The sequence below is a fragment of the Pseudonocardia sp. SID8383 genome (assembly GCF_009864975.1).
Classification (GTDB): Bacteria; Actinomycetota; Actinomycetes; order Mycobacteriales; family Pseudonocardiaceae; genus Pseudonocardia; species Pseudonocardia alni.
This window is the reverse complement of record NZ_WWFY01000077.1, coordinates 1-10460: the sequence shown is the minus strand read 5'-3', so window position 1 is coordinate 10460 and position 10460 is coordinate 1. Positions and strand designations below refer to the sequence as shown.

At 75.3% G+C, this 10460-nt stretch carries 12 protein-coding genes and 1 pseudogene; 7 read left to right on the top strand and 6 right to left on the bottom strand.

The genetic code is table 11. The annotated features are described in order from the left end of the window. Positions 1–362, top strand: a 362-nt coding sequence (locus GTW08_RS01900; RefSeq protein ID WP_237453459.1) for a hypothetical protein, incomplete at its 5' end; no start/stop codon positions are given. On the opposite strand, the gene GTW08_RS01895 is transcribed toward GTW08_RS01900, so the two are convergent. The 4 genes from GTW08_RS01895 to GTW08_RS01880 all read right to left on the bottom strand — a co-directional run bounded on the left by GTW08_RS01895 (position 359) and on the right by GTW08_RS01880 (position 4110). Continuing rightward, positions 359–1540, bottom strand: coding sequence for a S8 family peptidase (locus tag GTW08_RS01895; protein ID WP_073576599.1), 1182 nt, complete (start codon positions 1538–1540; stop codon positions 359–361). The two genes, GTW08_RS01900 and GTW08_RS01895, sit on opposite strands and share 4 nt — an antisense overlap. Positions 1541–1724: 184 nt before the next feature. Next, a complete protein-coding gene (locus tag GTW08_RS01890; protein ID WP_202416268.1) occupies positions 1725–2801 on the bottom strand; it encodes a sulfate/molybdate ABC transporter ATP-binding protein in 1077 nt (358 codons plus the stop codon). 35 nt (positions 2802–2836) lie between these two features. Next, positions 2837–3610, bottom strand: coding sequence for an ABC transporter permease (locus GTW08_RS01885; RefSeq protein ID WP_073576893.1), 774 nt, complete (start codon positions 3608–3610; stop codon positions 2837–2839). 95 nt (positions 3611–3705) lie between these two features. Then, the gene (locus GTW08_RS01880; RefSeq protein ID WP_062398137.1) at positions 3706–4110 is read right to left on the bottom strand and encodes a TOBE domain-containing protein; all 405 of its coding nucleotides are present in this window, start codon (positions 4108–4110) and stop codon (positions 3706–3708) included. 152 nt (positions 4111–4262) lie between these two features. Here GTW08_RS01880 and GTW08_RS01875 point away from each other — a divergent pair, with 152 nt between their 5' ends. From GTW08_RS01875 to GTW08_RS01865, 3 genes are all read left to right on the top strand, one after another. Next, positions 4263–5438 carry an acyl-CoA dehydrogenase family protein gene (locus GTW08_RS01875; RefSeq protein WP_202416266.1) on the top strand — a complete coding sequence of 392 codons (1176 nt, stop codon included), beginning with the start codon at positions 4263–4265 and terminating at the stop codon, positions 5436–5438. A 152-nt stretch (positions 5439–5590) separates the two neighbouring features. Beyond that, entirely contained in the window at positions 5591–6649 is a 1059-nt protein-coding gene (moaA, locus tag GTW08_RS01870) for a GTP 3',8-cyclase MoaA (protein ID WP_073576602.1), read from the top strand. Between the two features lie 2 nt (positions 6650–6651). Next, entirely contained in the window at positions 6652–6936 is a 285-nt protein-coding gene (locus GTW08_RS01865) for a MoaD/ThiS family protein (protein WP_083658803.1), read from the top strand. 85 nt (positions 6937–7021) lie between these two features. On the opposite strand, the gene GTW08_RS01860 is transcribed toward GTW08_RS01865, so the two are convergent. Then, positions 7022–7483, bottom strand: a complete 462-nt coding sequence (locus tag GTW08_RS01860; RefSeq protein WP_073576603.1) for a hypothetical protein — start codon at positions 7481–7483, stop codon at positions 7022–7024. A 103-nt stretch (positions 7484–7586) separates the two neighbouring features. Here GTW08_RS01860 and GTW08_RS01855 point away from each other — a divergent pair, with 103 nt between their 5' ends. The 3 genes from GTW08_RS01855 (at position 7587) to GTW08_RS01845 (ending at position 10098) form a co-directional block, all read left to right on the top strand. After that, the gene (locus GTW08_RS01855) at positions 7587–8297 is read left to right on the top strand and encodes a response regulator transcription factor (protein ID WP_073576604.1); all 711 of its coding nucleotides are present in this window, start codon (positions 7587–7589) and stop codon (positions 8295–8297) included. After that, positions 8297–9574 carry a HAMP domain-containing sensor histidine kinase gene (locus GTW08_RS01850; protein ID WP_073576605.1) on the top strand — a complete coding sequence of 426 codons (1278 nt, stop codon included), beginning with the start codon at positions 8297–8299 and terminating at the stop codon, positions 9572–9574. Before GTW08_RS01855 ends, GTW08_RS01850 begins: the two co-directional genes overlap by 1 nt. A gap of 107 nt (positions 9575–9681) precedes the next feature. Then, positions 9682–10098 (top strand): PepSY domain-containing protein, encoded by a 417-nt coding sequence (locus tag GTW08_RS01845; protein WP_073576606.1) that lies wholly within the window; start codon positions 9682–9684, stop codon positions 10096–10098. An 18-nt stretch (positions 10099–10116) separates the two neighbouring features. Here the strand turns inward: GTW08_RS01845 and GTW08_RS01840 are convergent. Beyond that, positions 10117–10460 (bottom strand): annotated as a pseudogene (locus tag GTW08_RS01840) (hypothetical protein); the annotation flags it as partial.

Below are 10460 nucleotides of genomic sequence, written 5' to 3'. Positions count from 1 at the left end.
GCTGGGACGCGTTGCTGGCCCTCCTCCCGACCTGGGCCGAGCAGGACACCGCCGAGCACGCCGCCGCGCTCGACCGGCTCGCCGGCCCGGACCACCGGGTCGCCGTCGCCGGAGCGTCGGTCGAGGTGGACGGCACGGTCGTCGCGGTCGTGACCACCGGCCACCCGAAGGCCCTCGACCCCGGCCCGCTCGCCGCCGCCGCCCGTGCCCTGCGCGACTGCGGCGCGCCTCGGATCGCCTGGCTGTGGACCGACCAGGTGCTGTGGCTCGCGACGCCGTCGGTGTCGCCCGCCGAGCTGAACGACCTGCTCGACCAGCCCGTGTACGAGCTGTGGGAGTGGGCCGACGAGGCCCGGGGCTAGAGCCCGCCGGTCTGCAGCAGCCGGTTCGGGGTACCGCCGGTGCCGCCGCCGTCGACCTTCCCCGGCACCGCGTTGTCGACGATCCACTTCGTGACGGTGGTGGCCGGCGCGTCGCCGCGGGCCTGCTTGTACAGCGCTGCCACCCCGGCCGCGAAGGGCGCGGCCATCGAGGTCCCGCTGTAGGAGGCGGTGCCGCCCCCGGGGACCGGCGCGACGATCCGGGTGCCCGGTGCGTAGAGCGAGACGCAACGGCCGGTCGAGGAGTTCGACGAGCGCTTGTCGTCGATCGTCGAGTTCGCGACGACCAGCACGTCACCGATCGCTCGGGGCAGCGCGGTGCAGTCGTCGCCGCCGGTGTTGCCGGCCGACGAGGCCGCGAACACCCCGGAGTCGATCATGCGCTGCACGGCCTGCTGGAGCATCGGCGAGCCGCCGTAGCTCCACGACATCACCGCGACCGCGGGACCGCGCTTGTTCTTCGTCACCCAGTCCAGACCGGAGATCAGCGACGACAGCGTCCCGGTGCCGTTGCAGTCGAGCACCTTCACGGCGCGCACGGTCGCGCCCGGGGCCACGCCGTAGTCCTTCGACGCGGCGATCCCGGCGACGACGGTGCCGTGCCCGTCGCAGTCGGTGTCGGTCCGGTCGATCGTGTTGAGCTCGAGCCCGGCCCGGCCGCCGAACTGCGGGTGGCTCGCGTCGACGCCGGTGTCGAGGACGAACACGTCCACCCCGGCGCCGGTCGCGGTGTGCCGGTACTGCCCGTCCAGCGGCAGGTTCGGCTGGTCGATGCGGTCGAGCCCCCAGTTGCCCGGCGCCTGCTCGGCACCCGCGGGCGGGCCGACCGGCGCGTCCTGGTGGGCGGCCTGCGGGTCGAGCGGGGAGATCGTGCGGTCCTCCTCCACCCCGACGACGCCGGGCCGGTCGCGCAGCTCGGTCGCCTGGGCGGGGGTGAGGTCCGCGGCGAAGCCGTGCACCACGCTGTCGAAGGTGACCTTCGGCTCGACGCCGACGGACTCCGCGGCGGCCCGCGTCTGCCCGTCGGTCGCCGTCTGCACCAGGTACCCGGCAGGTGCCGACGGCGCCGTCTCGGCGGCGGACGCCGTCGGCGCGAGAGGAACACCGAGCGCGACCGCCAGGACACCGGCAGTGACCAGACGAGCGGCGCGGGGACGCATGGATCTCACGGACAGCGACGCTATGCGCCTGTGACGCCTGGTGCGAGAGACACGATGGTGGCCCGGGTGACACCTGGGACCACCCGGGTGACGGAGCGTTTCGGTACCGGCGGTGCCGGGGACGCCTGCCGTCCGGGGCCCGGCAGGGCTCCGAGCTGCACGATCAGCGGATCGGCCGTGGCCCTCAGGCGTGCCGGCCGTGCACGGCGACCTCGGTCGCCTTCACCGCGAACCACACCTGGTGACCGGGTTCGACACCCAGTTCGGCGACGGCGGCCGGGGTGACGTCGGCGGCCAGCCCGGACACCCAGTCCGGCCCCCCGGCGACGGGTGCGGCCCGCAGCCGCACGGTGTCCCCGCGCGGCTCCAGCGCGGCGATCCGGACCGGGACGACGTTGCGCGGGCTGCCCTCGGGCCTGCTCGCGTGCACCGCGACCGCGGACGGCGGGAACACCGCGACGGCGGGCTCCCCCTCGGCGACCTCGACGACCCGGCCCCGGATCTCGGTCCCGTCCGCGGTACGCACCCCGGAGCCCTCGGCCACCCCCGGCACCAGGTCCAGACCGGCGATGCGGGCGGAGAACGCGCTCCGCGGCCGGGCCAGGACGTCCCGGGCGGGGCCGGACTCGACGATCCGGCCCCGGTCCAGCACGACGACGCGGTCGGCGAGCACGAGCGCGTCGAGCGCGTCGTGGGTGACCAGCAGGGCGGTCTGCTTGCCGTCGGCGATGACCCGGCGCAGCAGGGTGCGCATCGCGGGGGTGGCGTCGACGTCGAGGGCGGCGAGCGGCTCGTCGAGCAGCAGCAGCCCCGGCCCGGGGGCCAGCGCGCGGGCCAACGCGACCCGCTGCTGCTGTCCGCCAGACAGCTGCGCGGGGCGGCGGGCGGCGAGCCCGCCGACACCGACGGCGTCGAGCAGGTCGCGGGCCCGGGAGTCGGCCGCGGCGCGGGGCGTGCCCTGGGCACGCGGCCCGAACGCGACGTTCGCCAGCGCCGACAGGTGCGGGAACAGCAGCGGCTCCTGGGCGAGCAGCCCGACACCGCGCCGGTGCGGCGGCACGAAGGTCCCGTCGCCGGTGTCGAGCAGGGTCCGGCCGTCGACGCGCAGGTGCCCGGAGTCCGGGCGCAGCAGCCCGGACAGGATGCCGAGCATCGTGGACTTGCCCGCCCCGTTCGGGCCGAGCACCGCGAGCACCTCGCCCGCGGCGACCGACAGCTCCAAATCCAGGGCGAACCCGTCCCGGTCCAGCCGCGCCCTCATGTCCACACCGGGCTCCACCGTGTCGCCGCCGCTGCTCATCCGCGGCCGTCCAGCCCGCGCGGACGCCCGACGACGATCACGACCAGCGACACGACGACCAGCAGCAGCGACAGCGCGACCGCTCCCGCGACGTCGGTCTCGCCCTGCAGGTAGACCAGCAGCGGCAGGGTCCGGGTGGTGCCCTCCAGGCTGCCGGCGAACGCGATCGTCGCCCCGAACTCGCCCATGCAGCGGGCGAAGGCCAGCACCAGCCCGGACGCCAGTCCGGGCAGCACCAGCGGCACGGTGACCCGGCGGAAGGCCAGCCCCGGCGACGCGCCGAGGGTGGCCGCGGTCGCCTCGTAGCGCTCTCCCGCGGTCCGCAGGGCGCCCTCCAGCGACACGATGAGGAACGGCATGGCGACGAAGGTCTGCGCCAGGACCACCGCGGCCGTCGAGAACGGGATGAAGATCCCGAACGCGGTGTCCAGGCCCTTCCCGACCAGCCCGTTCGCACCGAGCAGGAACAGCAGCGAGAGCCCGCCGACGACCGGCGGCAGCACCAGCGGGAGCAGGACGACCGAGCGGATCCCGCGCATCAGGCTGGGCAGCCGGTTGATCCGGCCGCGGGCCAGGACCACCGCGAGCGGCCCGCCGAGCAGCAGGCACAGCGTCGTGGAGATCGCCGCGGTGAGCAGCGACAGGCGCAGCGCCGACAGCGCGGCATCGCTGGTGAGCAGGCGGGGGGTCTCCGCCCAGTCGGCCTCCCACAGCAGCCCGAGCACGGGCAGCGCGATGACCAGGAATCCGATGCCGGCCGGGACCCACATCCAGACCGGCAGTCCGACGCCCGTGCCGTGGCGGTCGGCGGCGCCCTCGCGGCGCCGGGTCGGGGCCGGCGCGGGGGCGGTGCCGGCCCCGGGGGTCACAGGTGCCCGCCCGGCGTCTCCACCACCACGTTCGTCGACTTGATCACCGCCACCGCGAGCGCCCCGGGCTCGAGACCGAGGTCGCGCACGGCCTCGCTGCTCATCAGCGACACCACGCGGTGCGGGCCGCACTGCATCTCGACCTGGGCCATCACCGTGTCGGCCAGCACCGAGGTGACCAGGCCGACCATCCGGTTGCGGGCCGAGCGCTGCACCACCGAGGGGTCCGGCGGGGCGGACGCGTGATCGCGGGCGAACGCGGCGAGCGCGGCACCGTCGATGACCTTGCGGTTCGAGGCGTCCGCCTGCACCGGCAGCGTCCCCGCGTCCACCCAGCGGCGGACGGTGTCGTCGCTGACGCCGAGCAGTCGGGCGGCCTCGGAGATCCTGAAGTGCGGCACGACCCGGATACTATGGTCGCGCCTGCGGGGGTGCCACGGTGGATACCCCGCGCGATGTCGGGATCGCGCACTGCCGGGGCCTGCGGACCTGTGGTCTGATCGGTGCCGTGGACTTCGCACCCAGCGCCGTGGCGGCCGACTACACCGCGCGTATGCGCGCCTTCCTCGACGAGGAGGTCCTCCCGGCCGAGGCCTCCTACGACGCGTTCCGGGCCGAGCGGCGCGGCACCCCGGAGGAGTGGGCCCTGCCCCCGGTGGTCGAGGAGCTGAAGGCGAAGGCCCGCGGGCGCGGTCTGTGGAACCTGTTCCTGCCGGACCTCTCGGGGCTGTCGAACCTGGAGTACGCGCCGGTCGCGGAGGTCTCCGGCTGGTCCCCGGTCATCGCACCGGAGGCGATCAACTGTCAGGCCCCGGACACCGGGAACATGGAGACGCTCCACCTGTTCGGCACCGACGAGCAGAAGCAGCAGTGGCTGGAGCCCCTGCTCGACGGCGAGATCCGCTCGGCGTTCGCGATGACCGAGCCGGACGTCGCGTCGTCGGACGCCACGAACATCGAGACCCGGATCCGGCGCGACGGCGACGACTACGTCGTCGACGGCCGCAAGTGGTGGATCTCCGGTGCCGCGGACGAGCGCTGCCGGATCTTCATCGTCATGGGCAAGACCGCCGACGACAGCGACGACACCGTGTCGACGCACCGCCGGCAGTCGATGATCCTCGTCCCGCGCGACACCCCCGGCCTGACGATCGAGCGGCACCTGCCGACGTTCGGCTTCCAGGACCAGCACGGGCACTCCGAGCTGCGCCTCGAGGGCGTGCGGGTGCCGGCGTCGAACCTGCTCGGCGAGGAGGGCGGCGGGTTCGCCATCGCGCAGGCCCGGCTCGGACCCGGTCGCATCCACCACTGCATGCGGCTGATCGGCATGGCCGAGCGCGCGCTGCACCTGATGACCGAGCGCGCGCAGGCGCGGGTCGCGTTCGGCAAGCCGCTGGCCGAGCAGGGCGTGGTGCGCGAGCAGATCGCGCTGTGCCGGATGGAGATCGAGCAGGCCCGGCTGCTGACGCTCAAGACGGCGTGGCTGATCGACAACCACGGCGCGAAGGGCGCGGCCACCGAGATCGCCGCGATCAAGGTCGTCGTGCCGCGGATGGCGTGCACCGTGATCGACCGGGCGATGCAGGTGCACGGCGGGGCCGCGATGAGCGACGACACCCCGCTGGCCTACTTCTACGCCTGGGCGCGCGCCCTGCGCTTCGCCGACGGACCGGACGAGGTGCACATCCGCTCGGTCGCCCGGCAGGAGCTGAAGGCCCACCAGAAGTAATCGTGTCCCTGTCCTTTCGACTAGGTACACGATGACTAGTTCCGCACCTGCGACGGCGTGACCCCAGCCACGTCCGCGGGTGCGGATCACGGTTCTGAGCTGCGGAAACCCGCCCTGGGCGGGCCCGCACGGCGGGGGTTAGCCTCGGGCCCATGACCACCGAGCTCGGCCTGCCGTCGCTGCGGGGCGGCGCGTCCCGGGACCCGGCCCGACCGGCCGACCCCCGTCTCGTCGACGGGTTCGGCCGGGTCGCGACCGACCTGCGGATCTCGCTCACCGACCGCTGCAACCTGCGCTGCACCTACTGCATGCCCGCCGAGGGCCTGGACTGGATGCCGCGCGAGGAGCAGCTGACCGACGCGGAGCTGAACCGGCTGATCGCGCTGGCGGTGCGCGACCTCGGGATCGAGGAGCTGCGGTTCACCGGCGGTGAACCGCTGCTGCGCAAGGGCCTGGAGGAGATCTTCTCCGCGGCGTCGGCGCTGGAGCCCCGCCCGGACATCTCGCTGACCACCAACGGCATCGGGCTCGCCCGCCGCGCCGGGGCCCTCGCGGCCTCCGGGGTGAACCGGCTCAACGTCTCGATGGACACCCTGCGTCCGGAGCGGTTCGCGCAGATCACCCGGCGCGACCGGCTGTCGGACGTCATCGACGGGATGGCCGCCGCGCACGCCGCGGGCCTGTCCCCGGTGAAGATCAACGCGGTGCTGCTGCGCGGCGTGAACGACGACGAGGCCGCGGACCTGCTGGAGTTCGCGCTGACCCACGGCTACCAGCTGCGTTTCATCGAGCAGATGCCGCTCGACGCCCAGCACGGCTGGCGCCGCACCGAGATGATCACCGCCGAGGAGATCCTGGCGCGGCTCGAGGAGCGCTTCGTGCTCACCCCGTCCGACGAGGACCGTGGCGGCGCGCCCGCCGAGCGGTTCGTGGTGGACGGGGGCCCCGCCACCGTCGGGGTGATCGCCTCGGTGACCCGCCCGTTCTGCGGGGCCTGCGACCGGACCCGTCTCACCGCCGACGGCCAGGTCCGCACCTGCCTGTTCGCCACCGGCGAGACCGACCTGCGCGCCATGCTCCGCGGCGGCGCGACCGACGCCGAGATCGCCGACGTCTGGCGCGACGCGATGTGGGGCAAGAAGGCGGGCCACGGCATCGACGACCCCGGATTCCTGCAGCCCGCGCGCCCCATGAGCGCGATCGGAGGATGAGCATGACCCCCTCGCTCACCACGCCCCTGGTGACCCGCACGCTGACCGTCCGCTACTTCGCCGCCGCCAAGGCGGCCGCCGGCACCGGTGAGGAGACCGTCGAGATCCCCGGCGGCGCGACGGTGGCCGACGCCGTCGCCGCACTCGGCACCGCGCACGGCCCGGAGCTGGAGCAGGTGTTGCTGCGCTGCAGCTTCCTGCTCGACGAGGTGGCGGTGCGCGACCGCTCCACCGCGGTCGGCGGGGCGGCCACGCTCGACGTGCTCCCGCCGTTCGCCGGCGGCTGAGACCCGGCGCCTCCGGCGGGGCGGCCCGGTCCGTCCGCGCGGCTCGGTCCTCGGGGGCGGTCGCTCGGTCCACGGGGACGGTCGGTCAGTCCTCGGGGACGGTCGCGACCCGGCCGGCCGGCACCCCACCGGCGCAGCTCAGCGTGACCCGGACGTCCGGGACGTCGTCGCCGTCGAAGACGACCTCGGCCGGGCCGATGTCCGTGTCGTCCTCGCGCTCCCAGCCCTGCGCGGGGTTGACCGACACGATCCGCGGGGCCGCGCCGTCGCACCGGACCAGGATGTTCCCCGCCGTCCCGGCCTGCACCACCGCGGGCGGGGCGGAGGCGGGCGCCGTCGTCGGGACGGGCGCGGGTGCCGGTGGCGCGGCGGTGGCGGCCTGCTGGGCCAGGCGGGCGTCCACCTGCTCGGCGCTGAGCGGCTGCGTCTGTGTGCCCGCGAGGTCGCTGCCGATGCTCCCGACGGCCGTCAGGCCCAGGAGCAGGGCACCCGCGGCCGCGGCGGTCCACAGCGCGATCTGCAGGACGGGGCGCGTCGGTCGTTCCACGCGCACAGCATGCCCCGGACCCGGTTAACGGATCCCTAAACGGGACACAAGCGACGGCTGTGCCCCACCGCGGTCGGGGTCGCGGCGGATAGGTTCTCCCTCCGTGGCCCAGATCCTGATCGTCGAGGACGACCCCGGCATCCGCGGAGCGCTCATCCGCGGGCTGACCGAGCGGGGGCACGCCGTCGACTCCGCACCGACCGCGATGGCCGGGCTGGAGCACGCCGTCGGGAAGCGGCCCGACCTCGTGGTGCTCGACCTCGGCCTGCCCGACATGGACGGCACCACCATGCTGCGGATGCTGCGTGGCGCCAGCACGGTGCCGGTGATCGTCGCGACCGCACGCGACGACGAGACCGAGATCGTCTCCGTGCTCGACGCGGGAGCCGACGACTACCTGGTCAAACCGTTCGCCGCCGCCCAGCTCGACGCCCGGATCCGGGCGGTGCTGCGCCGGCTCGGCGACGGGGCGGGCGACCCCACCGTCGTCGTCGGCGGGCTGTCGGTCGACCCCCGTTCGCGGCGCGCGGTGCTCGACGGCACCGAGCTGGAGCTGACCCCGCGCGAGTTCGACCTGCTGCACCACCTCACCGCCCGTGCCGACCAGGTCGTCAGCAAGCGGGAGCTGGTGACCGAGGTCTGGCAGCAGCCCTACGGCGGCGCCGACAAGACCGTCGACGTGCACCTGTCGTGGCTGCGCCGCAAGCTCGGCGAGACCGCGCAGGCCCCGCGCTACCTGCACTCGGTGCGCGGCGTCGGGGTCCGGCTGTCCGCGCCGCCGGCGCCGCCGGGGACCGGGGAGGGCACCGCCTGATGCGCCGGCGCATCCTCGTCCTCGTCGGGGCGACCGTGCTGCTGGTGCTGGTCGCGTTCGCGGTCCCGCTCGCGACGCTGATCCGCTCGGTCGCCGAGAGCTCGGCGGTGTCCGCGGCGACCGTCCAGGCCCAGGTGCTGACCCCGGCCGTCGCGGGCGGGGACCGGTCGGTGCTGGTCCCCGCCGTCCAGAACGCCGACGGCCGCGACGCCTCCGACGTCTCGGTGTTCCTGCCCGACGGCACCGTGCTCGGCGCGCCCGCACCGCGCAGTCCGGTCGTCCGGCTGGGTCTGCTCGGGACGAGCGCGTCGACCGAGGCGGCCGGCGGGCGCGAGCTGGTGTTCGCGGTGACCGGCGCCGCGGGCGGCAACGCCGCGATCCGCGTGTTCGTCCCCGACGCCGAGCTCACCCGCGGGGTGACCCGCTCCTGGCTGCTGCTGGGCGGGCTGTCGCTGGTGCTGCTCGCCGGAGGTCTGCTGCTCGCGGACCGGCTGGCCCGCACCCTCGTCGACGCCACCACCGACCTGTCCGGGGTGTCGGAGCGGCTCGCGGCCGGCGACCTGTCCGCGCGCGCCGACCCCGGCGCCCCGGCCGAGCTCGGTGTCGTCGCGAGCGCGCTGAACGGGCTGGCCGGGCGGATCTCGGAGCTGCTGCGCGAGGAGCGGGAGAACGTCGCGGACCTGGCACACCGGGTCCGCACCCCGCTGACCGCCCTGCAGCTCGACGCCGAGGCCCTGCGCGACCCGGACGAGTCCGCACGGCTGTCGGCCGGGGTCGACGGCGTCCGGCGCGCGGTCACGGGTGCGATCGAGCAGGCCCGGCGACGCGGCGGCACGACCCGCAGCGCGGACGCGGCGGCCGTCGTCCGGGAGCGGGTGGAGTTCTGGCGGGTGCTGGCCGAGGACACCGACCGCTCGGTGACCGTGCACCTGGCCGACGGCCCGCTGCCCGTGGCCTGCGCACCCGGCGACCTGGAGGCGTGTGTGGACGCGCTGCTGGGCAACGTCTTCGCGCACACCCCGGACGGCACGGCCTTCGACGTCGAGCTGTCGGCCCGGGCCGGCGGGGGCGCCCGGATCGTCGTGCACGACGACGGTCCGGGGCTGCCGCCCGGGACCGACCCGACCTCCCGCGGTGTCAGCGGCGGCGGGTCGACGGGGCTGGGCCTCGACATCGCCCGGCGCACCGCCGACCAGGGCGGCGGGGCGCTGACGGTGCTCTCCCCGGCCGGGGGCGGGCTGCGGGTGGAGCTGGAGCTGGGGCCGCCCGCGGGCTGAGCGGGCACCGATCTTGGGGTGCCGTTAGGAGTCGTGCAGCGCGCCGTTGATCGACAGCGCAGCATCGTCACCGGTGTCAGCACGACCCCTCCCGGAAGGACATCCCGATGCCCTCGACGCTCTCCCTCGCCGCCCTCGCCGCCACCGGCCTCCTGCTCGTCGGCGGCGGTGCCGCGTGCGCCTCGCCGGCCGAGATCGCCGTGACCCCCGCCGCGCAGAGCGCCGCCGACACCGCCCCCGCACCGGGCGCCGGTGCCGCCGTGGACCGTGCGGCGGCCGAGCGGATCGCCGTCGAGCGGGCCGGGGGCGGACAGGTCGTGACGGTCGAGTTCGACCGCGCCGACGACGACCGCGACGACGACCGGGACGACGACTCCCGCTCCGACGGCCGCGACCACTGGGAGGTCGAGGTCCGCACCGACGACGCCGAGCACGACGTCGACGTCGACGCCGCGACCGGTGAGGTCCTCGACCACGACGTCGACCGGAACGACCGCACCGACGACGACCGCGACGACAGCTGACCCGGACCGGGTGAGCCCTCAGGCCGGGGCGAGCCCGTCGCGCCAGTCCGGGTCGCCGGCCAGGACCGTGACCCCGACGGCCTCCTGGGCCAGGCGCGCCCCGGCCGCGAAGAGGTCGCGGACGGGGCCGCGCAGTCCGGCGTCGAGCCACTCGACGTCGCTGTGGTCCACCGTCCGCGCCGAGGCCGGGCGCCCGTGCCGTAGCAGCGCCCGGTACAGCCCGGTCGCGGGCCGCACCGGCGGCAGGCCGTGCGCCTCGGCGAGATCGGAGGCGGCACGCGGGATCCGCAGCCCGGCGGCGTCGAGGTCGCCGAAGTAACAGACCGTCGCGGGCGGGTCGTCGCGCAGGGCGAGCACCGACG

Bases quoted from the DNA above. Each gene is read 5' to 3' on its own strand.
- GTW08_RS01895 (WP_073576599.1), bottom strand. From the start codon at position 1,540: ATGCGTCCCCGCGCCGCTCGTCTGGTCACTGCCGGTGTCCTGGCGGTC.
- GTW08_RS01890 (WP_202416268.1), bottom strand. From the start codon at position 2,801: ATGAGGGCGCGGCTGGACCGGGACGGGTTCGCCCTGGATTTGGAGCTG.
- GTW08_RS01885 (WP_073576893.1), bottom strand. From the start codon at position 3,610: ATGTGGGTCCCGGCCGGCATCGGATTCCTGGTCATCGCGCTGCCCGTG.
- GTW08_RS01875 (WP_202416266.1), top strand. From the start codon at position 4,263: ATGCGCGCCTTCCTCGACGAGGAGGTCCTCCCGGCCGAGGCCTCCTAC.
- moaA (WP_073576602.1), top strand. From the start codon at position 5,591: ATGACCACCGAGCTCGGCCTGCCGTCGCTGCGGGGCGGCGCGTCCCGG.
- GTW08_RS01865 (WP_083658803.1), top strand. From the start codon at position 6,652: ATGACCCCCTCGCTCACCACGCCCCTGGTGACCCGCACGCTGACCGTC.
- GTW08_RS01850 (WP_073576605.1), top strand. From the start codon at position 8,297: ATGCGCCGGCGCATCCTCGTCCTCGTCGGGGCGACCGTGCTGCTGGTG.
- GTW08_RS01845 (WP_073576606.1), top strand. From the start codon at position 9,682: ATGCCCTCGACGCTCTCCCTCGCCGCCCTCGCCGCCACCGGCCTCCTG.